Raw genomic sequence first — 23,373 nt, forward strand, 5'->3', positions numbered from 1 at the left:
GCCGGCTTGCCATCATCCGTCAGCCTAAACTAGACAGGTCCGAGTTTGTCTCGTCCTGCCGCCCATGCCATGGTGGCGGCGACAAGAAAAGTATCCGGGAGGACGCCGATGAAAAGTTTCAAGGTCGCCGATTTCAAGGCGCCGCTGCAGGAGTTCGACGAGGCAACGCCGCAGCCGTCCGGCACGCAGGTGCTGATCAAGGTGAAGGCCGCCGGCGTCTGCCATAGCGACCTCCACATCTGGGAAGGCGGCTACGATCTCGGCCACGGCCGCAAGCCGCTCTCGCTGAAGGACCGCGGCATCAATTTGCCGCTGACAATGGGGCACGAGACGGTCGGCGAGGTCCTCGCCTTCGGCCCGGACGTGACGTCGTCGGACCAGGGCGACGTGAAGATCGGCGATGTCGGGCTGGTCTATCCCTGGATCGGTTGCGGCAAATGCCCGACCTGTCTCGCCGGTGATGAGAACATGTGCCTGACGCCGCGCTCGCTCGGCGTCTATTGCGACGGTGGTTATTCCGACCACATGCTGGTGCCGCATCCGCGGTATTTGCTCAATCTCAAAGGCCTCGATCCCGCGTCGGCTGCACCCTACGCCTGCTCGGGCGTCACGACCTACAGCGCGCTGAAGAAGCTCGAGCAGCACTTCGACACGCCGATCGTGATGTTCGGTGCCGGCGGACTTGGCCTGATGGCGCTGTCGCTGCTCAAGGCGATGGGCGGCAAGGGCGCGATCATGGTCGACATCGACGCGAAGAAGCGCGAAGCCGCGGAGCAAGCGGGCGCGCTCGCGACCGTCGATCCCAAGGCGTCGGACGCGCTGGAGCAGCTTGCCAAGAAAGCCGGTGGTCCCATCCGCGCGGTGCTCGATCTCGTCGGCAACGCCGCCACCACGCAACTCGGCTTCGACTGCCTGACCAAGGGCGGCAAGCTCGTCATCGTCGGCCTGTTCGGCGGCGGTGCGACCTGGGCTCTGCCGCTGATTCCGATCAAGGCGGTGACGATCCAGGGCAGCTATGTCGGCAATTTGCGCGAGACGCAGGAGCTGCTCGACCTGGTGCGAGCGAAGAACATAGCGCCGATCCCCGTGACGCGGCAGCCGCTCGCGAAGGCCAACGACGCGCTGGTGCAGTTGCAGCAGGGCGCGGTGGTTGGTCGCACGGTGCTGACGCCGTAACAAGCGCTCCACCCTCCGTCATTGCGAGCGTAGCGAAGCAATCCAGAAATCCCTCCGCGGACGCAGTCTGGATTGCTTCGTCGCAAGAGCTCCTCGCAATGACGAGGCCACACCTTTCGTCATTTAGGAACTCCCATGTCCGCAAATAACGCCTTCCACATTGCCGTGCTCGCCGGTGACGGTATCGGTCCCGAAGTCATGGCGCCGGCCATCGAAGTCCTGCGCAAGATCGAGACCAAATCCGGCTTGAGCTTCCGCTTCACCGAGGCGCCGGCGGGCGCCAACCATTATCTCGCCACCGGCAAGTCGATGCCTGATACCACCGTCAAGCTGTGCGAGGAGGCGGACGCGATCCTGCTCGGCGCCTGCGGTCTGCCGTCGGTGCGCTACCCTGACAATACCGAGATCGCGCCGCAGATCGAGCTGCGCTTCATCTTCGATCTCTATGCCGGTGTGCGCCCGGCGCGGCTCATTCCGGGCGTGCCGAGCCCGATCGTCGGCGCCGACCAGCGCGGCATCGATCTGGTCGTGATCAGGGAGTCCACCGAAGGCCTGTTCGCCTCGATGGGCAAGGGCATCGTCACCCATGAGGAGGCGCGCGAGACCATGGTGATCACGCGCAAGACGTCCGAGCGCCTGTTCGAGTTCTCGTTTCGCCTCGCCGAGCGGCGCAAGGCGCGCGGCAAGCCCGGTGCGCTGGCCTGCGTCGACAAGGCGAACGTGTTCAAGGCCTTTGCGTTCTTCCGCGGTATCTTCGACGAGATCGCCAAGCGTCATCCGGAGGTGAAGACCGACCGGCTCTATGTCGATGCCTGCTCGGCGATGCTGGTGAAGCGTCCCTGGGATTTCGACGTGATGGTGATGGAGAACATGTTCGGCGACATCGTCTCCGACATCACCGCGAGCCTGATCGGCGGCCTCGGCATGGCGCCGTCGGCGGACATCGGCGACAAGTATGCCGTGTTCCAGCCGTGCCACGGCACCGCGCCCGACATCATGGGGCAGGGCAAAGCCAATCCCACCGGGATGATCCTGTCGGCGGCGATGATGCTGGACTGGCTTGCCGACAAGCACGGCGTCGAGGGCGCGGCCGAGGCCGGCGAGACCATCGAGCGTGCGGTGGACAAGGTCTATGCCGGCGGCCTCAAGCCGATGGAATTCGGTGGCAGCAATGGCACGGCCGACATCACGAAGGCGGTGCTCGCGGCGCTGTAGTCAAGCAAGAGGGGGCCTCGCGGCCCCTCGCAGTTCACCAGCGACGCCAGTGGTGGCGGTGGCCCCAGCCCCACGGACGTGGGCCGTAGAAGCGTCGCGGGCCGCCGTAAAAGCCGTAGGCGCCATAATAGTTCGGACGCCAGAAGCAGCGACCCCAGGGGTTGCAGACCCAGCGCACCTGATCGACGTTGGCTGCCGGGCCGCTCGCGATACGGTCGGCCTGCGGAATGCCGTTCGGCATCGCTGCGAGTGCCTGTCCTGACATGAGCGCTGCGCCGCCCAGGGCAGCCAGACCAACAACAGCAAATTTGAGTTGCATCGCAATCTCCCTCTTTTGATGGCGAGAGAACTTCCAGCAAATCAGCTGGTTGCTATGGTGTTGCAGGGGCGTGGGAATTTAATCTTCCTGAATGCATGTTCACGTTGGCTGGCGTCATCGCTTCGCTTGGTGGTAATAATGAAATCACCGTCCCTGGAACTGTGGCTTGCGCTTCTCCATGAAGGCCTGCCGGCCCTCGCGAAAATCCGCACTGTCCATACAGGCCGTGCCGGCCGCCCTGATCGCGTCGATGTCGCGCCCGCTTTCGTCCTTCAACACTTGCGCGATGGTGAGCTTGGCGGCCTTGATCGCGAGCGGCGCATTTTGCGAGATCGTCTCGGCGATCCCCATGGTCTCGCCCCAGAGCTGATCCTCGGGAACCACGCGCTCGACCAACCCGATGCGCAGCGCTTCGGTGGAATCGATGCGCATGCCCGTGTACATCAGGAGCCGGGCCCAGGACGGCCCGACCAGCGACACCAGGTGCTTCAATCCGTCATAACCGTAGGCGATGCCGAGTTTTGCCGCCGGAATGCCGAACTGGCTGCCATGAGAGGCGATGCGGATGTCGGCGAGCATCGCCACCTGCATGCCGCCGCCGAGGCAAAAGCCCTGGATACAGGCAATGGTCGGCTTGGGATAATCGGCAAGCAGCGCGCGCTGGGCGGCGCTGCGTTTGCCATATTCCTCGGAAGCGGCCGCGTTGTGGCGCGTCTTCTCGAACTGGCTGATGTCGGCGCCGGACACGAAGGCCTTGCCGCCGGCGCCGCGCAGGATCACCACGCGCACGGCAGCGTCATCGCGTAAGGCTGTCAACGCCTCGCCAAATCCCTCCCACATCTCCAGCGACATCGCGTTGCGCTTGTCGGGATTGTTGAATGTGATCACGCCGACGCCACCGGCTGTGTGCTTGAGGATCTTGCCGTCGGCGTAGGGAATTTCGGTCGTACTGGACATGTCGGACATCGCGCTCGCTTTCGTTGGCGAGGCGCAATGTTCGGCCGGGGCGAGGCCAGGGTCAACCGCGACAACGGACGTGGCTTTGCAGCCGCCTGTGCCGCGATTGCATGGCGCGACCTATCTCGTCATATGCGCGGTCAGCGGATGGCTGCCGGCATTGCTGAAGAAGGCCGCCTCTTCGGCGGTCGCCTCCAGCAGCTGCTCGTCCTGGCTATAGACGTCGTTGCGGAACTGGACGGTCTGGTCCTTGGTCATCCATGCCGTGAGATAGATCCAGGCCACGGGCACCTTCTTCGCCATGGCGACGTCGAGATGCTGGCCGCTGGCGATTTCCGCGTCGATCGCGGCGCGGCTCCATTTCGGCTGGTCCTTCAACAGCCATGCGGCGAGATCGCGCACATTGTCGACGCGCGAGCAGCCATGGGAATCGAAGCGGTAATCATCGCTGAACAGATTGCGCTGGTTGGTGTCGTGCATGTAGACCGAATAGGAATTCGGCATGTCGATCTTGACCGCGCCGAGCGCGTTGAACGTGCCGTTGTGCTGGCGCACGGTGAAATTCGGCGTGTGCGTGCCCGACCAGTCGACTGAATTCGGGTCGATCGGATTGTCGTGGGCGTCGAGCACCTCCATGTGCATGCGCGACAAATAGGTGGGATCCTTGCGCATATGCGCGGAGATCTCGGTCTTGGCGATCGAGGAGGGCACCGTCCAGGTCGGATTGAGGACGACGCTGCTGATCTGGGCCGTCAGCGTCGGCGAGGGCTTTTCGGTCTTGCCGACGATCACGCGATAACGCCGCACCACGACGTCGTTCTCGACCGCTTCGGCGAAGGCGGCGGGAATGTTGACCACGACATAGCGCTGGCCGAAGCCGAAATTCATGTTCTCGAGCCGCTGGAGCGAAGCCTCCAGCTGACGAATGCGCTTTTGCACCGGCACGTTCATCGCCGCGATCGTGCGCGGCGTCATCGTTCCGGTCGGCGCGAGGCCGTGGCGGGCCTGGAAGCGTTTCACGGCGTCGGCGAGATCCTGGTCGAAGGCGCCGCCCGCCTTGTCGGCGGAAAGATCGCCGGAGACGACCAGCCGCTTGCGCAGGAGATCGTCATTGGCGCCCTGGGCGCCGGGTGCGAATTTGGCGTCTGCCGGGATCGCCGGCCAGCCGCCGCGCACGGCCAGATCGGAATAGCTCAGCGCCGCATCCTTGATGCGCTGGGCGGAGCCTTCGTCATAGGTCGGCTCATGCGTCAGCGCGAGCGCCGCGGCCGAGCGGCTCTCCGCCGTCGAAGCGGACACCGGCGCAGCAGTTTTCGGCGCGGCTGCGTGGGCCGGATTGGCGGTGGCCGGCACCGTGCCAGCCGCAGTCGCCGGCTTGGACCCGGCCTGTCCAATGGTCTCGGTCTGTGCAAGCGCGGAGGCGCTCGCAAGCATGCCGACAGCAATGATCATCGCATGGCGTTTCGACATGTGTCCCATCTTCCCCTGAGAGCGAGGCCCGGACAGGCGCTCGCGTCGGCAATTCCGGTCGTCGTGCTGATTCGAGAAATCGGCGGCAGGCTAGCGCCTCGCGGTTGCGGGTCCCTTAAGCACGGCGCATCGCGAGCCCCGCACGTCGGACGGCGGTCTCTGGATTGGGTCGCGACAGGGCCGCAATGGGTTCGCGAAAACGCGGGCGACGGCGGAAAAAATGGACAACAAAAAGGGGCGGTCATGCCGCCCCGAGAAGTCCGCGCGAGCGCGCGGGCCGGATATATCTCGTCCGGGTCTCGTCCAATCCAGCCGCGCCCCGTGACGCGGCGGATTGAACATCGGGCGGAAAGGCGCGAACGCCGATCGGCTCAGGCTTCGTTCGCTGCGATCGATTCCATCAGCGAGACGAGCTGACGCTGCACCGTCTGGTCCTTGATCTTGCTGTAGGCGCGCAGCAGGCGGAGGCTGAAGGCCGAGTCCAGGAAGAGCAGGCTCTCGACTTCACGCGCCTTGTTGTCGCCGTCATAGAAGAAGGTCACGGGCACGTCGAGCGAGGTGGCGATCTGCTGAAGCCGAGCCGCGCCGACGCGATTGACGCCCTTCTCGTATTTCTGAACCTGCTGGAAGCTGACGCCGAGCTTCTCGCCGAGCTCGGCCTGCGAGATCTTCATCTCGACGCGCCGCAAACGGATGCGTTTGCCCAGCTCAATGTCCGGCTTGCCGGCACTGCGCTGCTTCATTCTCTTCGCCGCTGTCTTCATCTTTTTTCTCATCGGTCTTCGGTTGAAAACCCCCCGAAGAGCTGGGTCAGGGGTTCGCCCATATACTCGTCCTTGAATTCATGCGGGTGCACGAACTCTTCCTTAAACCACGGGAAACGCGCCGGATTGAAGGCTTCGATCAGCCAGTCAATCATGTGCCGCACTCTCGGGATCCGGCCGCTACCAGGATGGTAGGACAACCAGATATCCAGCGGTCTGTTCAGCTCGACCTCCAGTGGAATCAACTTCCCGCCAAGCGCAATGGCGTAGCTCGGGAACACGCCTATTCCGGCGCCATTCGCGACCGCCCAGTAGTTGGCGCTCGAGACGTTGGTCTTCATGACCAGAAGGTCACGTTCCGGAACGCCGGGGAAGAAGCTCTCGAAAGTTTGCTTGGCGGCGAGCTGGTCGGCGAACTGCAGCACCAGGCGGTGCTTGATCAACTCCGCTGCCGAGCGTGGCGCGCCATGTTTCGAAATGTATTTCTCGGAGGCCCAGAACATCAGATGCATGCGGCCGAGCCGCACCAGCTTGACGTCGAGCGCCGAAGGCCGCGACAGGTGAATGGCGACGTCGGCCTCGTGGCGGGAGACGTCGGCCGAACGCATCGCGCAATGCAGATCGACCAGGATCTTCGGATAGGTCTGCTGGAATTCGACCAGCCGGGGGGCGAGCCAGAATGTGCCCAGTCCCTCGGTCACGGCGACGCGGACCTCGCCGGACAGGGCATTTGCCGTCGAATCGCTGGTGCGCAGCACGTCGAAGGCAGCTGCCTCCATTTGCTCGACGGCGGAGACCACCAGCGCGCCTTCGTCGGTCAGACGGGTACCGTGGACGTCGCGGGTGAACAGGGTGGTGCCGGTCTGGCGTTCGAAATCATCGATCCGGCGGCGGACGGCGTTGATCGACAGCGACAGACGCTCGGCCGCCGAGCGGAAACTTCCGCATCGGACAACTTCCAGGAAAATGCGCGCTGCATCCCAGTCCGACAGGCCGCTGATGTTTGTCTTTGGGCGTTCCTCCAGAGGAACGCCCCTTTCCGCCAAGGAGTGCATACAAGTCCCTTCGGGTCGCTAAACTGGCAGAATCTGGGGCAAACCACAACCACGGCGGGTTGGGGAACGACGAGTTTTGAACGTCATCCTTACTACGCCGAAGGTGGTATTCGGGTGCTGCCAGCGCTGGAACAAGGCTGGGAATCGGGCAAATCATCGCCCGTATGAGGGGTGTGGGGTGAGTTCCGTTGTGAGCCGTGACATGGCTACGGGATCGTCGGCGCTGTCCGCAATGAACGTCCTTGCGCGAGAGCCGGTGCCGTCTTCTTCCGCGATGGATCAATTGCAGCACGCCAGGCGTTTTACGACTGAGCTTTTTACGATCGGGCGCTTTACTCCTGAGCGTTTGGACGGCTGGCGGCGCGACGCGATACGCGCCGGAACCGCGGTTTCAAGGCAGAAACACACTGAAATCATGTTCGGGGGCGCAGCGGCCTCGTGTTATCCTCGATGCTTCATGGGGGCCAAAGAGGTCGTCACAATCACGTCTCACAGGCCGAATTAGCGGAAAGAACGCCGTGTCGCATTCAGACGAACAGTTGCAGTCGGTGCTGGAAACGCTCGAAGAGTGCCGCAGGGTGCTGAACGAGAGCAACAGCCGCGAGTCGGCCGAGCTGCTGTCCATTGTCATCCTGGACGTGCGGATGAAACTCAAAGGAATTGACAGTGCCGATCTCAAGGCACTGTGCGACGAAATGCTGCGGACCGCCACGAGCGAACCGCAGCCCCCCTCCAAGCAGACGCAGGACCAGCCCCGGCGTCCGCTGCTCCGCGTGGTGAAGTAGCCGCGCCGCCGAGTTTCGCTTTTTGGCGAGATTTGTGCGTGTCCCGGTGCCGCATCTGTGATCACAGACGGCATCGGGAGGAGCCCTGGTTTTGTGCGCCTCTGTTGCGCATTCGCTGACATCGGCTACACCAGAGCCGGTTCGGCTCCGGGCCGCGCGCATTCCCCGCGCGCCGCACCGGCGCCTGAGATGGCTCCGACTGCATCATGCAAAATGTTTCGATCCCGGCGGCGCTGATTGCCGGCCTCGTCAGCTTCCTCTCCCCTTGCGTCCTGCCGCTGGTCCCGCCCTACCTGATCTATCTGACGGGCGCGACGATCGAGCATGTCGAAAGCGAAGAGCCCGCATCGGCCTCCAAACGCGCGATCATGATGTCGGCGCTCCTGTTCGTGCTCGGCTTCTCCACGGTATTCGTGGCGCTCGGCGCCAGCGCCTCGCTGATCGGCGGGCTGATCCGCGCCTGGTCGGCCGAACTCTCGATCCTCGCCGGCATCGTCATCATCGTCATGGGCCTCCACTTCCTCGGCCTGACGCGCATCGGCCTGTTGATGCGCGAGGGACGCTTGACCGCGCCCAAGCCGGTCGGCCTCTGGGGCGCTTATGTGATGGGGCTGGCCTTTGCCTTTGGCTGGACGCCCTGCATCGGTCCGATCCTCGCCGCGATCCTCTCGGTCGCCGCGGCCGAAGCGACGGTGACCAGGGGCGCCGGCCTGCTCGCGGTCTATTCGGCCGGCCTCGGCATTCCCTTCCTGATCGCCGCCCTCATGATCGAGCAGTTTTCCACCCTGTTCGCGCGCATGAAGGGCCATCTCGTCAATGTCGAGCGCGCCATGGGCGTTCTGATGGTGATCACCGGCATTGGATTTCTCACCGGCGCGGTCTCGAATGTGAGCATCTGGCTGCTCGAGACGTTCCCGGCGTTGCAGACGATCGGTTAGGCGTCCGCCGCAAACCGCGCCAGCGCCTCGCGGTCGATCTCGATGCCGAGGCCCGGCCCCTCGGGCACCCGCACGACGCCCCTCGCATGCTCGATCGGCTCCTTCAAAATCGCCTGCCGGATCGGATGTTCGGTGCGGTCGAACTCGAGCATCGGGTCGAGCGACGACAGTGAAGTCGGCGTGTGCGAGGGCAGCACGGCGAGGAGCTGGAGCGAGGCGGCGATCGCAATCCCGGTGCCCCAGACGTGCGGATTGTAGCGGATGCCGAACGCCTCGCTCATGTCGGCGATCTTCTTGCATTCACTCAAACCACCTGCCGCGCAGGTGTCGGGCTGGGCGATGTCGAGCGCATGCGAGACGAACAGCTCGCGGAAGCCGAAGCGCGTGAATTCGCACTCGCCGCCGGCGACCGGAATCGTGAGCGCGGATTTCACCGCACGGTAGCCCGCGGCATCCTCCGGCGGCACCGGCTCCTCGAACCATCCGATGTCATGGCGCTCGATCAGGCGGCCGAGCCGGATCGCCGCGACAGCGTCATAGGCGTGGTTCGCATCGACCATCAGCGCGACATCGGGGCCGATCGCCTCGCGCACCGCGCGGGTGACTGCGGCATCCTCCGCGATGCCGAAACCAACCTTCAGCTTCACGGCGCGGAATCCTTCGGCGGCATAACCCGCCGCTTCCTCCGGAAGATAGGTCAGCGGATCGCCTGACTTGCGCCGGTAGAGACCGGTTGCATAGGCCGCAACCTGCTTGCGCGCGGCGCCGCCGAGCAGCTGATGCACGGGTACGCCAAAATGCTTGCCCTTGATGTCCCATAGCGCGATGTCGATGCCGCTCATCCCCTGGATCACGACGCCCTTCTGGCCGTGATCGCGCAAGCGCGCGTAGACCATCTGCCACAAGACGTCGGTGCGCAACGGATCCTCGCCGATCAGCCACGGCGCGATACTCTGCACCACCGCGGCCGTGATACGTGCCGGACCGTAGCATTCGCCCCAGCCGACAAGGCCGTTATCGGTCTCGATCTCGACCAGCATCGCGGTGCGCGTGTCGTACCAGGCGCGCGAATAGGCGAAGGGCTGCGACAGCTTTGCTTCGAGAATGTGCGTGCGAACCCTTGTGATCTTCATTGCCGGCCTCCGTTCATCGCGCCTCGTCCAGCGCGCAAATCACCGTGCAGACCACGCCGCGCGGCAGGAAGTCGACCGTTGCCTCGCCGCCGAGCTGGTCGCGCGCGCTGCGCTCGATCAGGCGTGAGCCGAAGCCGCGTTGCACCGGCGCCGTCACCGGCGGTCCGCCGATCTCGGTCCAGATCAGGCGCAGCCGCGGCTTCGGCGCGTCGGCGATGACCTCCCACTCGAGCGTCACCCGGCCGGTCTCGTTGGACAGGGCGCCGTATTTCGCAGCGTTGGTGGCGATCTCGTGCACGATCATCGACAGCACCACGGCGAGCCGCGGCGACAGCGGCACCGCGGCTCCGGCCATGCGGATGCGCTCTGGATTGTTCAGCAGGAACGGCTGGAGCGCGCGGGCGATCACGTCCCGCAGCTCGGAGCCCGCCCATTTCTCCTGGCTCAACAAATTATGCGCCTCGGCCAGCGCGCCGAGCCGACCCTCGAACTTTGCCCGCTCGTCCCGGCTGGCGCTGCGGAAGGTCTGCACCGCGATTGCCTGCATCAAGGCGAGCGTGTTCTTGACGCGATGGTTGAGCTCATCGATCAGGAGATCGTGCAACATCTCGCCGCGCGCGATCGTGGTTGCCATCCTGACCGCGAAGGTCAGACCGGTCAGCAGCAGGATGCCGCCGATCAGGCTGGTGATCGCGATGTTGCGCCAGAGCGGAGCGATCAGCGAGCTCTCGGCGACGCCGGCCACGATGGTCCAGCCGGTCAGCCGCGACCTCGTATAGACGGTGGACAACGCAACACCGTCGAGCGAAACCGTCGAGAGTGCGGCTTCCGGCGTGCGCGACATACTTTCGTACAGCGTGCCGGTAGCCCGTTTTCCGAAGATCTCCGTAGGGTTCGGCGTGCGCGCGAACACGATGGCCTTGGTGTCGAGCAGGGAAACCGTCCAATCCCGGTCGGGCCGTTGCTTCTCGACCAAATCCTGAAAGATGCTGACCGGCGGGCTGAAGCAGAGGTCGTAGATCACTTCGCCGTCGCGGACCACCGGAACTTCGACCGTGAGCACCGGCCGCCCGTTGATCGCGCCGGTGAACAGATCGGAATATTGCGGTGACCTAGTCGCAAACACCTTCTCGATGATCTCCAGATGGCCGCGTGGCGCCAGGCTTGCGGTGTCCTCGGTCGCGGAGGAGAACAGCGGTCGGCCCTTGCGATCGGAGATTAGCACCAGGCCGCCCTTGCCGTACTGATCGACGAAGCCGAGGGCGATGCGGCGAAAATTCTGGAAGTCGTCGTCGCGCAGCGAATTTGTCAGCGCAAGCACTTGCAGGCCGCCGGTCATCCGCTGCACCTCGGAGTCCAGCACGAGGCGCATGCTGCGCACGTTCTCCAGCAAGCGGCGGGTCGCGTCGTTGCGGTCCTGCTTGTAATTGTAGACGGCAATCCCGACCGCGAAGACGATCAGCGGCAACATCGTTCCCGTCACCAGAAGAGCGAGCCGGACCGGCAGGGTGAGCTTTGACAAACGCAGGCGTCCCGGTTCCAGCGCAGGGGAGCGCCGGATTTATGATTTTGGGAGACCATAGGGGCGGGACTTGCGCTGCGCCATAATTTTTCGCGTCCGGACGAGCCGCCCAGGGACGAGATTTTGCAGTGCCGTCCGCGGCGCCGCCTCAGCTCATGCTGATTGCGGTCAGTAGGAGACACATGGCGTACACGGCCGCCAGGCTGAGCCCGGCGATCCGGGCCTCTCGATGCGATTTCATAATTTCAACTCCCAGAGAGGGCGGCCGCCTTCAAGGCAGCCGCCCCAACACCTGGATCAATCAATTTCCTGGACGACCGTGCGCGAACCGGGATCGACGAGCATCACGCGATCGCCGGAGTAGACGTAGCGATACTTGGTCAGCGACGGACCCCAGTCTGCCGGAACGGCCTCGAGTTCGACGTCGCTCGGCACCGCCGCACCGACAACGATCTTTTCCTTCGTCGTCACCGGGCGGACGCGGTGCTCGGTGACGTAGGATTTGATCTTGGTTCGGTATTGCGGCTCGATCTGAACGGTCGCCGCGTGGCCCGTCCCGGTCGTCGTCACGACGGTCGATTGCGCGAAAGCACCGGTCGAAATCAGGACCGCGGCGGCGGAAAGCAGGAACAACTTCTTCATCTCGTTCTCCTCGTTTGAATATGCGCCGCAACAACCCCTCATCGCCGACAGCGTTCCCGGCACTGGGAACCAATTGCCGCTTTTTCCCGTTTGTAGCTCACCGGGCTAAACGGCTCGGGTTCTGGAGGAGGACAACTAATGAAGTTGAAGATAGTAACTGCAGCACTGATGCTTGCCGCAATATCCCTGCCGGCGTTCGCCGCCGACGAGTTCTACGTCGTGCAGGACGTCAAGACCAAGAAATGCACGATCGTCGATAAGAAGCCGACTGACACGTCCATGACCGTCGTGAGCCCGTCGGGCACGATCTACAAGTCGCGCACCGAGGCTGAAAGCGGCATGAAGACCGTCAAGGTCTGCACGTCCAACTGAGGAGGATGACAAATGCCAGTTCTGATTCTCTGGGCCGTGCCGGCCGTACTGGTGATCGGCGGCGGCATCTATCTGATCGGCCATTTGCATTAAAGCACAGTAGAAGGCGAGCGGGTCTGCGCGTGCAGCGCACAGGTCCGCAAGCCGTCTGCTACGAGAGGAGGGGGGCGCCCCTCGGCCCGCCACGCGTCGCCAGGAGCGCAAGTTGCAGTGCAGCAGTTCGCGAAAGGGGCGCCCTGCGACGAAGAGGACCTCCCGCGCACACGAAATGACTTCCGTCCCGCCGACGTTTTTCATACGCTTCCCACTCGCAAGCCGCATACCGGCTGCGCTCACGGCCCGGCGACAGGGCCGGAGCATCATAGGGAGGGGAGACGATGAAGCGAAGATCATTTCTCGCTGGGCTCGGCGCGACCACTGCGGCGGCTGCGATTGGCATGCCGTCGATCCTCAGGGCACAGTCGCCGATCACGCTGAACGGCGCGGTCCAGTTCAACGACGACCACGCCTTCAACCGGGCATTGCTCCGGTTCGAAGAGCTGGTGAAGAAGTATTACGGCAAGCCCGTCAACTTCACGCTGCACAGGAACTCCTCGCTCGGCCTCGAAAAGCAGTATTTCGAGTACATGTCGCAGGGCAAAGCCGTCGATTACGGCATCGTCTCGCCGGCTCACATGTCGACCTTCGCCAAGGCGGCCCCGTTCATCGACGCGCCCTTCGTGTTCAAGGGCATCGAACACATGAACAAGGTCGTCGAAGCCAATATCCTGGCGCCGATCGCTGACGAAGTCGCGGCCAAGGCCGAGGTCGTTCTGATCGGCTATTCCGGCGGTGGCATCCGCAACATCTTCGCCAACAAGCCGCTCAAGACTCTTGCCGATCTCAAGGGCCTCAAGGTGCGCGTACAGGGCGCGCCGATCTGGTCCAAGACCTTTGCGGCCGTGGGCATGAGCCCGACGGTGATCGCCTATAACGAAATCTACAACGCGATCCAGAACGGCGTGATAGCGGCCGGGGAGAACGAGGCGGCCGGCGTCGAGGCGATGAAGTTCTACGAAGTGGCCCCGCATCTCAACCTGACCCAGCACGCCGTGTCGATCCGGCCGATCTGTTTCTCGGTGAAGACGCTGAAGACCTTGCCGAAGGAGTTGCAGGACGCGATCATGAAAGCCGGCAAGGAGGCCGGCGACTATGGTCGTCAACTGGAGTCGAGCGAGGAGGTCGTCAAGCTCGACACGCTGGAGAAGGCCGGCAAGCTCAAGCGCGTTCCCTTCGAAGAGCGTGACGCCATGAAGAAGCTCGCCGACCCGGTGATGGCCACCTACGCCAAGGAAATCGGCGCGGAAGGCATTTTCGAAAAGATCAACGTCGTCTGAGAACTGTCGCCGCCCACGCGACAGGACGTCGGGGCAAGCCGGACGGCTTGCCCCATTGCGTGATTGTGATCCCCCGGAGTCGTAATGACCGAAATATCGATGCCACCGAACCCGTCGCCATGGCGCCGAGCAACGGCGGCCTACGCAAAATTGCTGGAAATCCTGCTCGCCGCCTCTGTCGGCATTCTGGTCATTCCGGTCACGTTGCAGATCATCTCGCGCTACACGCCTTTGATTCCGTCCTACATCTGGACCGAGGAGATGGCGCGGTTCATGTTCATCTGGACGATCATGATCGGCGCCATGGTCGGCATCAGGGAGTCGCAGCATTTTGAAGTCGACGTCTGGCCTGACCTGTCACGCCGAAGCGAAGCCATGGTGCGGATTCTCGCGCGGCTCGGCGTGCTGGCGCTGGCGCTGGTGTTCGTATCCGCCGGCATCGAGTTCACCCGCTTTGCCTGGAACAGAACTTCGGAGCTGGCCGATCTGCCGCTTTGGCTGATCCACGTCGCCTGGCCGGTTGCCGGCGTGACCTGGATCGTGTTCGCCGGTGAACAGATTATCGACGAGATGCGGATTCTGGTTGGGGCCAATCAATGAGCGGCAATGTTCTTTCCGCCGGACAGGCCGCGATGGTCCTGTTCGGGACTTTCGTTGGCCTGCTCATCATACGCGTGCCGGTCGCCTTCGCGCTTGGCCTTGCCTGCGTGCCGATCCTGCTGATCGAGCCGCATCTGTCGCTGATGACGCTCGCGCAGGAAACCTTCAACGCCTACAATTCGTTCATCCTGCTGGCAGTACCATTCTTCCTGCTCACCGCCAATTTGATGAGCATCGGCGGCATCACCGACCGGCTGGTCGCGCTGTCCCGCTCGATGGTCGGGCACTGGCCGGGATCGCTGGCGCAGATCAACGTGGTGCTGTCGGTGTTCTTTGCCGGCATCTCCGGATCCTCCACCGCGGACGCGGCGAGCCAGTCCAAGATCTTCATCGATGCCCAGACCAAGGAGGGTTACGACCTCTCGTTCTCCATCGCCATCACCGCGGTCTCGGCCGTCCTTGCCGTCGTCATCCCGCCCTCGATCCTGATGATCGTGTGGGGTGGACTGATCTCCACCTCGATCGCTGCGATGTATCTCGCGGGCATCGTGCCGGGATTGCTGATCGCCGGCGCGCAGATGGCGACAGTGCATATCTATGCCGTGCGACGAGGTTACCCGACCTATCCGAAGGACACCTGGAGGGAGATGTGCTGCGCCATCTGGCGCTCGATACCGGCGCTGCTGACGCCGTTCATCATCGTCGGCGGCATCCTGCTGGGGTGGTTCACCGCGACCGAATCCGCCTGCGTCGCGGTGCTTTATTCCGTGGCGCTGTCGACGTTCTTCTACCGTGAAACCGGCGCGCGCGAACTCTACAAGGCTTTGCTCGACACCGGGCGCCTGGCCGGCGTCGCGCTGTTCTGCGTGGGCACCGCGAGCGCGTTCGGCTGGCTGCTGGCTTACTACAGGATTCCGCAGGAACTGCTGGCCAACGTCTCGACCTGGGGCATGGGCGCGATCGGGGCCGGCTTCTTCATCGCGCTCTGCTTTCTGGTGGTGGGCTGCTTCCTCGACGCCATTCCGGCGATCATCATCGTCGGCACCGTTCTCGAACCCCTGGCGAAATCAGTCGACCTCCATCCGGTCCAGTTCGCGATCATCTCCATCATATCGCTGGCCTTCGGGTTGGTGACGCCCCCTTATGGCCTGTGCTTGATGATCGCCTGCTCGATCGCGGGGGTGCGGCTGCGCTATGCCCTGAAGGACACGGTGATCATGCTGATTCCGATGCTGCTCGTGCTGGCGGCCGTCATCGTCTGGCCGAGCGTGTCGCTGTTCCTGCCGCGTCTGATCGTGCCGGAGATGTTGAAATGAGCAGGGGTTGATCCCGCGGCTCTGATGCCGCGGGATCGGTCCAATTTTCCTACAGATTGCTCTCGGTGATCGCGGCGTAGACCATGCTGCGCAGCTCGCGCCGGAGCGGGTAGGCGCTCGACGGCAGCACCTGCGTCATGAAAATGGTGATCAGCTCTTCGGCCGGGTCGATCCAGAACGACGTCGTGGCCGCGCCGCCCCAATTGTATTCACCGGGGCTGCCGGCGACCAGTGTCTCGGCCGGGCGCATGGTCACGGCGAAGCCGAGTCCGAAGCCAATGCCGTTATAGGTCGCTTCGGAGAACAGCGAGCGCGACACCTCGGGGAGGAAGCGGCCGCCCGGAATGTGGTTGGTCGTCATCAGCGCCAGCGTCTTCGGCCCGATCAACCTGACGCCGCCGAGTTCGCCGCCATTGAGCAGCGCACGGCAGAAGGTGAGATAGTCGGCCGTCGTCGAGCACAGCCCGCCGCCACCCGAGATCAAGGACGGCGGCGACAGGAACGAGCTCTTGGTTGGATCGTCCTGCAGGGTCAGGCCCTCGCGCCGCTGGCCGGCATGGAAGGTCATGCCGCCACCCGGGTCGGCCGAGTAACAGGCGGCGAACCGGTGGGCCTTGGAAGCCGGCACGTGGAAATCAGTGTCGGTCATGCCGAGTGGATCGAGGATGCGTTGTTTCAGGAACTGCTCGAAGGGTATGCCGGAGATCTTGCCAATAAGGTAGCCGAGCACGTCGGTCGAAACCGAGTAGTTCCAGGCCTCGCCCGGCGAGAACTCCAGCGGAATTTTCGCAAGGCTCTCGATCATGGTCTGGAGCGTGCCTGATTTCTCGACCTCGCCGATCTTTTCAGCGCGATAGGCAGCGTCGACGTTCGAACGCTGCTGGAAGCCGTAGGTGAGGCCGGAGGTGTGGCGCAGCAGGTCGACGATCAGCATCGGCCGCGACGGCGGACGGGTCAGGAAGGACGGCGCAGTGCCGGCGACGAACACGCCGAGATCCTTCCATTCCGGAATGTACTTGGCGACGGGCTCGTCGATCGCGACGAGGCCTTGCTCGACCAGCATCATGAAGGCGACGCTGGTGAGCGGCTTGGTCATGGAATAGATGCGGTAGATGGTGTCGTCCTTGACCGGCAGCTTGCGCTCGACGTCGGCAAAACCCTGCACCGAGCTGTGGGCTATCTTGCCACGGCGAAAGACCAGGAGATGCGTGCCTGGGAAGCGGCCGGCATCGATGTACCGGCTCTTCAGATGCGCATCGACGCGGTCGAGCGCGGCCTTGGACATGCCCACGGATTCGGGCGAGGCGGGGGTGGGGGCGAGCATCAGTTCCTCCGGGCAGTTTTGTCCGACGTTGATAGCCGAAAAGGCGGTCTCATTCCAAGCCGGTCGCGCTTAACGCCGGCCGGCTGTTTGGTGTAGGCTTCACCTTGGAACGCCTCCAAGCAGCCCAACAGATCCCCAACGGGCCAATGAGAAAACGCAGGCAAACGCACCATGACCCAGTTCAACGAAACCGAACTCACCGAAGCCGTCGTCCGGAGCTTTGACCAGACACCTGACCCGCGCGCGAAATTCCTGCTCCAGGAACTGGTGAAGTCGCTGCACGATTACGTGAGCAAGACCGGCCTCACCTTCGAGGAGTGGGAATACGCCATCGATTTCCTGACCCGCACCGGCCAGAAATGCACGGACACCCGGCAGGAATTCATCCTCCTGTCCGACGTGCTCGGCGTCTCCATGCTGGTCGACGCGGTCAACCATCGCGAGCGCGAGGGCGCCACCCAGACCACCGTGCTCGGGCCGTTCTATGTCGGCGAGCACAAGGTGACGGCGCACGGCACCGACATCTCTCCGAACAATCAAACCGGAGAACGGATGTTCGTGCAGAGCCGTGTTACCGATCTCAATGGCAAGCCGCTCGCGAATGTCCCCGTCGATGTCTGGCATGCCGACGATGATGGCTTCTACGACTCGCAGAAGCCGAACTATGACGAGGTCGGCGCCTCGGCGCGGGCGCGCTTCATCACCGATAGCGATGGCCGCTTCTTCTTCCGCACCATCTTGCCGTGCAGCTACCCGATTCCGACCGATGGTCCGGTCGGCGAGATGATCGTGCAGACCAACCGCCACCCGATGCGCCCGGCGCATGTGCATTTCCTGGTCAATGCCAAGGGCTACGAGCCGCTGATCACCCACGTCTTCATGGATGGCGACAAATATCTGGATTCCGACGTGGTGTTCGGCGTGAAGGACGATCTCGTCGCCAAGGTCGAGCCGCGCAGCGACCCGGAGATGCCCGACGGCACCAAGGCGAACGGGCAGTGGCACCTGATGAGTTACGAATTCCATCTCAAGCCCGGCAGCGGCATGGCGCCGAAACCGCTCGGAGTGAAGGCGGCGGAGCCGGCCTGACGCATCGCGGACGGGCGTACTTCAGCGCCCGATAAAGGCCGCGAGTTCGTCAGGTGCCCCCGTTGGAAAGGCTTCCTTCATGAAGTGGAGGAAGGCGGATACGCGCGCGCTCAGCAGCCGGCGCGATGGATAGAGCGTCCACAATGCGATCTCCGGTCCGTCGATGTCGCCCCAAAGCACCAGCGTGCCGGCAGCGAGGTCGTGACTGACGAGTGACACCGGAAGGCGCGCGGCGCCCACGCCCGCCCGGACAGCGTCGCGGACCATGATGAGCGATGCCAGGCGAAGGACCGGATCAATCGCGATGCGCGATTGTCCGCTTGGCACCGTCACGTCCCAGCTTGTTTTCCGGTCGCCCGCTCCGCGCATGACAGCCGGCACAGCGATATCCTCCCTCGGTCGTTTCAAGTCCGGACTCGCCACAACCACCAGCCTGTCGCGCAGAAAGATTCGTCCGACAAGGCTGTCATCCGGATCGGGATTGACCCGAATGACGAGGTCATACCCTTCCTCCACCATGTCGACGGAGCGGTCTTCCGTCGTGACCTCAAGACGGACCTCCGGATATCTGAGCGCGAACCCGGCCGCGAGGTTTCCCATTGCAGTCTGCGAGAACAGCATAGGCGCGCTGATCCGCAAGCGCCCCCGCGGACTGTCCCCACCCGAAGCGATCGCTGCCGCCGTCTCGTCGAGCTCGGTGAGCAGGGCCCCCGTCCGCTCGTAAAGGGCGCGTCCTTCCTGCGTGAGTTTCAAGGCCCGCGCGCCACGCTCGAACAGGCGCAGGTCGAGGGCCGCTTCGAGCTCGGCGACCCGCCGGGACAGGGTGGCTTTCGGGCGGCCGGCGGCCCGTGCGGCCCGTCCGAACCCGCCGTGCCGGGCAACGAGATTGAAGTCGGTGAGTGCGAGCAGGTCCATCGTTCCACCAGCGAGACAGTCTGTCCAGATATAGCGGCTATCGGTTCGTTTGTGGATCACTAATTTCCGGGGTGTCTTCTGACCCAAACCCGGAGTGATCCCCATGACCATCCTCGTTACCGGCGCAACCGGCACCATCGGCCGCCATGTCGTCGAACAGCTCGTCAAGCGCGGCGCCGATGTCCGTGCTCTCGCCCGCGAGCCTGCCAAGGCAAACCCGCCGGCAGGCGTCACGGTCGTGCAGGGCGACCTGCTCGACGTCGACGCGCTCCGCAGCGCATTCAAGGGCGTCTCGACCCTGTTCCTGCTCAACGCGGTGGTGCCGGATGAATTCACGCAGGCGCTGATCGCGCTCAACGTGGCCCGCGACGCCGGCGTCGAGCGGGTCGTCTACCTCTCGGTGATCCACAGCGATCGCTACGTGAACGTCCCGCACTTTGCCGGCAAGTTCGGCGTCGAGCGGATGATCGAGCAGATGGGCTTCAACGCCACCATCCTGCGCCCCGCCTATTTCATGAACAACGATCTCACGATCAAGGACGTGGTGACCGCATCCGGCATCTATCCGATGCCGATCGGGAGCAGAGGGCTCGCCATGATCGATGCGCGCGACATCGGCGAGATCGCGGCCGTCGAGCTCATCCGTCGTGAGCGCGCCGCAACACCGCTTCCGCTCACGCGCATCAATCTCGTCGGCCCTGATACGCTCACCGGCGCGAAAGCCGCCGCCGTCTGGTCGGAGGTGCTGGGCCGCACGATCGCCTATCCCGGCGACGATACCGCCGGCTTCGAGAAGAATCTCCGGCAATTCATGCCGAACTGGATGGCCTACGACATGCGGCTGATGAGCGAGCGTTTCCTCACCGAGGGAATGGTCCCCGAGGCCGGCGACGTCGAGCGTCTGACCGCGCTGCTCGGCCGTCCGCTGCGCTCCTATCGCGACTTCGTCTCCGAGATCACGGCCACTGCCTGACGGCAGGGGCACGTCCCCATCACGACAACGAGGACTCCTATCATGATCTCTTCAACCGCCACTGTTCCGGTGAATCCGGAAGGCGCAACGAAGATATTGGTGCTTGGAGCGACCGGTGCCACCGGTCGCCTGATCGTCAACCAGGCGGTAGCGCGAGGCTACGACGTCACCGTGCTGGTGCGGTCCGCCGGGAAGGCAAGTGACATCAGAGGGGCAAAGCTCATTGTCGGAGATGCCCGCGATGAAACAGCCCTGCGCGAAGCCCTCAAAGGCCGTGATGCCGTGGTCAGTGCGCTGGGTACGCCGGTAAGCCCGTTCCGCGAGGTGACGCTTCTCTCGACCGCGACGCGCGCGCTCGTGAGCGCGATGAAAGCCGGGCAGGTCTCGCGGCTGGTTTGCATCACGGGAATGGGCGCCGGCGACAGTGCAGGGCACGGCGGCTTTGTCGCCGACCATGTGATCTTTCCGCTTCTCCTGAAGAAGGTGTACGCCGACAAGAACCGACAGGAAGCCATCGTCAGAGACAGCGGGCTGGACTGGGTCCTGGTTCGCCCCTCGATCCTGAATAACAAGCCCGGCCGCGGCTCGGTCCGGGCCCTGACGGATCTTTCGGGCTTCCATGGCGGCAGCATTGCGCGCGAAGACGTTGCGACATTCGTGCTCGATCAGGTGCGCAACGATACCTGGCTGCATCGTTCTCCGCTCATCACGTGGTGACCCTTGCGTGGCGACACCCCTGATCAGCGCGCGTGCAACATCGCAAGCAGGACCACGACGACGCAGGCGAGCGCTGCCGTGGTCAATTTCCAGAACATTAACGGGCTGCGCTCCAATAGCGGCGTGATCCGTGTGTCGAGATAGGCCGGATTGGGCGTGCGAAGCTCGAAGACGAATTCGGACAGATCCTCGTGCCGCTTGTAGGGATCCGGATGGAGCGCACGTCTGAGCGCCCCGTCGATCCAGGCAGGCACGTTGCTGTCGTCGTCGACCGGGCGATATTTGAGCCTCCGCACGTCCGCCTTGCGCCGGATCCTCGCGATTTGGGTGCCGTAGGGAAGCTTTCCCGTCAGCATCTGGTAGCAGATCACGGCGAGTGAAAACATGTCTGAGCGCGGCGAGCCGCCTTGCCCAAGAAAATATTCCGGCGCCGTGTACTGGACCGTTCCGAGAATTTCATCGGTCTCGTCCAGCGGGGCGGCCTCCGCGACGCCTGCCACCTTGACCGATCCGAAGTCGATGATCTTCGCGGTACCGGTCTTGTCGATCAGGATGTTGTCGGGCCTCAGGTCCTGATGCAGCATTTCCATGCGGTGGAAGGCGCGCAGGCCCGCGGCGATCTGCTCGACCAGTCCGCGGACGGTTTCCAGATCGGGGCGTGGATTGTCCGTCATCCACTGCCGCAAGGTCTGACCTTCGACGAATTCGGTCGCGACATAGAGATAGCCGCGCCGTTTCGACTGTGACAGCGGCTTCAGCACGTGCGGGCTGTCGATCCGGCGCGCGATCCACTCCTCCATCAGGAAGCGCTTCAGGTAGGCGGCATTGTCGCGCAAATCGATCGACGGAAGCTTCAGCGCGACCGGCTCCTCGGTCACCGCGTCGACGGCAAGGTAGATATGGCTGCGGCTGCTGGCGTGGATTTCGCGGACGATCCTGTAGCCGTCGAAGATGTCCCGCGGCTCCGGCAGCGGGGGAAGTGGCAGCTGGGAGGTCTGATTGAAGATCCCGGCCGGCTCACGCTGCGGCAACGCATCGATGCGGAGTATCTGGACGGTGATGTTGTCGTCGCTGCCGCGCCGGTAGGCTTCCTCGACGATCGCCTTCGCCGCGCCGTCGAGCTCGGCTGCATGCTCGCTGAGCGCGCTCGTGATGAAACGCGCGTCGACGAACTCATAGGCGCCGTCGGTCGCCAGCAGGAAGGTGTCGCCAGTCTCGATCTCGAAACTCTGGTAGTCGATTTCGAGTTGCGGATTGATGCCGAGCGCACGGCCGAGATAGGTCTGCTCCGAGGACACGATGATCCGGTGATCATCGGTCAGCTGCTCGAGCGCCTTGCCCGCCACGCGGTAGACGCGACAGTCGCCGACGTGGAAGATGTGCGCGGTGGTCGCCTTGATGACCATGGCGCTCAGCGTGCAGACATAACCCTTGTCGCGGTCATAGGCATATTGGCTCTTGCGCGTCTGCGCGTGCAGCCAGGAATTGGTCGCATCCAGCACGCGACGGGCGGAGGTCTTCACCGTCCAGGATTCCGACGTGCAGTAATAGTCCATCAGGAAGCTCTTGACCGCCGACTCGCTGGCGATCTGGCTTACCGTGCTGCTGGAGATGCCGTCGGCGAGGACGGCCGCAATGCCCTTCAAGCTGAGCATCGGCTCGTCCGGAACGAGGACGCCGTGAAAATCCTGGTTGATGAGCTTGCGACCCTTGTCGGAATGCTGGCCGACCGAGATCTGAAGTCCGCGGGTCATCGTCATCACCGGCAAAGGGGAGCCTCACCCTGATCGGGCGAGGCTCTCCTGTCGAGATGTATCAGGCCGCAATGCGGGGCGACGAGGCCTTGCCCGCCTGGCGCTTCGGCTGGGTCAGGACGTGCGTGGCGTAGAGGGTCATGCCGGTGAAGGCGAGCCCGCCGACGAGATTGCCGAGCACGGTCGGGATCTCGTTCCAGATCAGGTAGTCCATGATCGAGAACTTCGCGTGCAGCATCAGGCCCGAGGGGAACAGGAACATGTTCACGACGGAATGCTCGAACACCATGTAGAAGAACACCAGGATCGGCATCCACATCGCGATGACCTTGCCGGGGACCGAGGTGGAGATCATGGCGCCGACGACGCCGGTCGAGACCATCCAGTTGCAGAGCATGCCGCGGATGAACAGCGTCGCCATGCCGGCCGCGCCGTGCGCGGCATAGCCGAGCGTGCGGCCTTCGCCGATATTGCCGATCGCCGTGCCGACCTTGTCCGGATCCTGCGTGAAGCCGAAAGTCGTGACGAAGGCCATCATGAAGGCCACCGTAAGGGCGCCTGCGAAATTGCCGACGAAGACGAGGCTCCAGTTCCGCAGCACGCCGCCGAAGGTTACGCCGGGGCGCTTGTCGATCAGCGCCAGCGGCGCCAGCACGAACACGCCGGTCAAAAGGTCGAAGCCCAACAAATAGAGCATCGAGAATCCGACGGGGAACAGCAGCGCGCCGATCAGCGGCTGCCCCGTGTTCACGTTGATGGTGACGGCGAACCACGCCGCGAGCGCCAGGATGGCGCCGGCCATATAGGCGCGGATGATGGTGTCGCGGGTGGACATGAAGATCTTGGATTCGCCCGCATCCACCATCTTGGTGACGAATTCCGAAGGCGCGAGATACGACATCAATGGTTCCTTTTGCTCGTGTGAGAATAGCGTGGCGGTTTCGGACGGTACCGTTGTCAA

The 23,373-nt window shown here is 63.6% G+C and carries 23 protein-coding genes; 11 read left to right on the plus strand and 12 right to left on the minus strand.

Going from position 1 to position 23,373, the window contains the following annotated elements; all coding sequences use genetic code 11:
• Positions 1-108: 108 nt before the first annotated feature.
• On the plus strand, positions 109-1,176 hold the full coding sequence (locus tag AC0L21_RS19765; protein ID WP_473263492.1) for an alcohol dehydrogenase: 1,068 nt from the start codon (positions 109-111) through the stop codon (positions 1,174-1,176).
• 135 nt (positions 1,177-1,311) lie between these two features.
• Positions 1,312-2,391, plus strand: a complete 1,080-nt coding sequence (locus AC0L21_RS19770; protein WP_473263493.1) for an isocitrate/isopropylmalate dehydrogenase family protein — start codon at positions 1,312-1,314, stop codon at positions 2,389-2,391.
• A gap of 34 nt (positions 2,392-2,425) precedes the next feature.
• On the opposite strand, the gene AC0L21_RS19775 is transcribed toward AC0L21_RS19770, so the two are convergent.
• The 5 genes from AC0L21_RS19775 to AC0L21_RS19795 form a co-directional block, all read right to left on the minus strand.
• Positions 2,426-2,710, minus strand: a complete 285-nt coding sequence (locus tag AC0L21_RS19775) for a hypothetical protein (RefSeq protein ID WP_473263494.1) — start codon at positions 2,708-2,710, stop codon at positions 2,426-2,428.
• A gap of 144 nt (positions 2,711-2,854) precedes the next feature.
• Positions 2,855-3,676 (minus strand): enoyl-CoA hydratase, encoded by an 822-nt coding sequence (locus AC0L21_RS19780; protein WP_473263496.1) that lies wholly within the window; start codon positions 3,674-3,676, stop codon positions 2,855-2,857.
• A gap of 111 nt (positions 3,677-3,787) precedes the next feature.
• Positions 3,788-5,137, minus strand: coding sequence for a L,D-transpeptidase family protein (locus tag AC0L21_RS19785; RefSeq protein WP_473263497.1), 1,350 nt, complete (start codon positions 5,135-5,137; stop codon positions 3,788-3,790).
• 371 nt (positions 5,138-5,508) lie between these two features.
• The gene (locus AC0L21_RS19790) at positions 5,509-5,880 is read right to left on the minus strand and encodes a helix-turn-helix domain-containing protein (RefSeq protein WP_211382658.1); all 372 of its coding nucleotides are present in this window, start codon (positions 5,878-5,880) and stop codon (positions 5,509-5,511) included.
• 29 nt (positions 5,881-5,909) lie between these two features.
• On the minus strand, positions 5,910-6,956 hold the full coding sequence (locus AC0L21_RS19795; protein ID WP_473263498.1) for a LysR family transcriptional regulator: 1,047 nt from the start codon (positions 6,954-6,956) through the stop codon (positions 5,910-5,912).
• A 518-nt stretch (positions 6,957-7,474) separates the two neighbouring features.
• Between AC0L21_RS19795 and AC0L21_RS19800 the strand changes: the two genes are divergently transcribed.
• A complete protein-coding gene (locus AC0L21_RS19800) occupies positions 7,475-7,741 on the plus strand; it encodes a hypothetical protein (RefSeq protein ID WP_018457109.1) in 267 nt (88 codons plus the stop codon).
• A 206-nt stretch (positions 7,742-7,947) separates the two neighbouring features.
• Positions 7,948-8,679 (plus strand): cytochrome c biogenesis CcdA family protein, encoded by a 732-nt coding sequence (locus AC0L21_RS19805; RefSeq protein WP_473263499.1) that lies wholly within the window; start codon positions 7,948-7,950, stop codon positions 8,677-8,679.
• Here the strand turns inward: AC0L21_RS19805 and AC0L21_RS19810 are convergent.
• From AC0L21_RS19810 to AC0L21_RS19820, 3 genes are all read right to left on the minus strand, one after another.
• Positions 8,676-9,812, minus strand: coding sequence for a mandelate racemase/muconate lactonizing enzyme family protein (locus AC0L21_RS19810; RefSeq protein WP_473263500.1), 1,137 nt, complete (start codon positions 9,810-9,812; stop codon positions 8,676-8,678). The two genes, AC0L21_RS19805 and AC0L21_RS19810, sit on opposite strands and share 4 nt — an antisense overlap.
• Before the next feature lie 13 nt (positions 9,813-9,825).
• Positions 9,826-11,283 (minus strand): sensor histidine kinase, encoded by a 1,458-nt coding sequence (locus AC0L21_RS19815; protein WP_473263553.1) that lies wholly within the window; start codon positions 11,281-11,283, stop codon positions 9,826-9,828.
• A 348-nt stretch (positions 11,284-11,631) separates the two neighbouring features.
• Positions 11,632-11,976: a DUF1236 domain-containing protein gene (locus tag AC0L21_RS19820; RefSeq protein ID WP_473263501.1), complete on the minus strand. Its 345-nt coding sequence runs from the start codon at positions 11,974-11,976 to the stop codon at positions 11,632-11,634.
• Positions 11,977-12,114: 138 nt separating this feature from the next.
• Between AC0L21_RS19820 and AC0L21_RS19825 the strand changes: the two genes are divergently transcribed.
• From AC0L21_RS19825 to AC0L21_RS19840, 4 genes are all read left to right on the plus strand, one after another.
• Complete coding sequence (locus AC0L21_RS19825; RefSeq protein ID WP_007607722.1) at positions 12,115-12,348, plus strand: hypothetical protein; 234 nt, start codon at positions 12,115-12,117, stop codon at positions 12,346-12,348.
• Between the two features lie 377 nt (positions 12,349-12,725).
• Entirely contained in the window at positions 12,726-13,724 is a 999-nt protein-coding gene (locus AC0L21_RS19830; RefSeq protein ID WP_473263502.1) for a TRAP transporter substrate-binding protein, read from the plus strand.
• An 84-nt stretch (positions 13,725-13,808) separates the two neighbouring features.
• Complete coding sequence (locus tag AC0L21_RS19835; RefSeq protein WP_473263503.1) at positions 13,809-14,324, plus strand: TRAP transporter small permease; 516 nt, start codon at positions 13,809-13,811, stop codon at positions 14,322-14,324.
• A complete protein-coding gene (locus tag AC0L21_RS19840; RefSeq protein ID WP_473263504.1) occupies positions 14,321-15,640 on the plus strand; it encodes a TRAP transporter large permease in 1,320 nt (439 codons plus the stop codon). Before AC0L21_RS19835 ends, AC0L21_RS19840 begins: the two co-directional genes overlap by 4 nt.
• Positions 15,641-15,689: 49 nt before the next feature.
• Here the strand turns inward: AC0L21_RS19840 and AC0L21_RS19845 are convergent, their stop codons facing one another.
• Positions 15,690-16,964 (minus strand): serine hydrolase domain-containing protein, encoded by a 1,275-nt coding sequence (locus AC0L21_RS19845; RefSeq protein WP_473263505.1) that lies wholly within the window; start codon positions 16,962-16,964, stop codon positions 15,690-15,692.
• A 171-nt stretch (positions 16,965-17,135) separates the two neighbouring features.
• On the opposite strand from AC0L21_RS19845, the gene AC0L21_RS19850 reads away from it, so the two are divergent.
• A complete protein-coding gene (locus tag AC0L21_RS19850; protein ID WP_473263506.1) occupies positions 17,136-18,053 on the plus strand; it encodes an intradiol ring-cleavage dioxygenase in 918 nt (305 codons plus the stop codon).
• A gap of 21 nt (positions 18,054-18,074) precedes the next feature.
• Here the strand turns inward: AC0L21_RS19850 and AC0L21_RS19855 are convergent, their stop codons facing one another.
• Entirely contained in the window at positions 18,075-18,968 is an 894-nt protein-coding gene (locus AC0L21_RS19855) for a LysR family transcriptional regulator (RefSeq protein WP_473263507.1), read from the minus strand.
• Between the two features lie 103 nt (positions 18,969-19,071).
• Here AC0L21_RS19855 and AC0L21_RS19860 point away from each other — a divergent pair, with 103 nt between their 5' ends.
• Together AC0L21_RS19860 and AC0L21_RS19865 are read left to right on the plus strand one after the other, a co-directional pair.
• Positions 19,072-19,941: an SDR family oxidoreductase gene (locus tag AC0L21_RS19860; RefSeq protein ID WP_473263508.1), complete on the plus strand. Its 870-nt coding sequence runs from the start codon at positions 19,072-19,074 to the stop codon at positions 19,939-19,941.
• Between the two features lie 42 nt (positions 19,942-19,983).
• Complete coding sequence (locus AC0L21_RS19865; RefSeq protein WP_473263509.1) at positions 19,984-20,658, plus strand: NAD(P)-dependent oxidoreductase; 675 nt, start codon at positions 19,984-19,986, stop codon at positions 20,656-20,658.
• 23 nt (positions 20,659-20,681) lie between these two features.
• Here AC0L21_RS19865 and AC0L21_RS19870 read toward each other — a convergent pair whose 3' ends face one another.
• Together AC0L21_RS19870 and AC0L21_RS19875 are read right to left on the minus strand one after the other, a co-directional pair.
• The gene (locus AC0L21_RS19870; protein WP_473263554.1) at positions 20,682-22,418 is read right to left on the minus strand and encodes a bifunctional protein-serine/threonine kinase/phosphatase; all 1,737 of its coding nucleotides are present in this window, start codon (positions 22,416-22,418) and stop codon (positions 20,682-20,684) included.
• A 55-nt stretch (positions 22,419-22,473) separates the two neighbouring features.
• Positions 22,474-23,313: a formate/nitrite transporter family protein gene (locus AC0L21_RS19875; RefSeq protein ID WP_473263510.1), complete on the minus strand. Its 840-nt coding sequence runs from the start codon at positions 23,311-23,313 to the stop codon at positions 22,474-22,476.
• Positions 23,314-23,373 lie beyond the last annotated feature (60 nt).

The sequence above is a fragment of the Bradyrhizobium sp. WSM4873 genome, assembly GCF_055811355.1.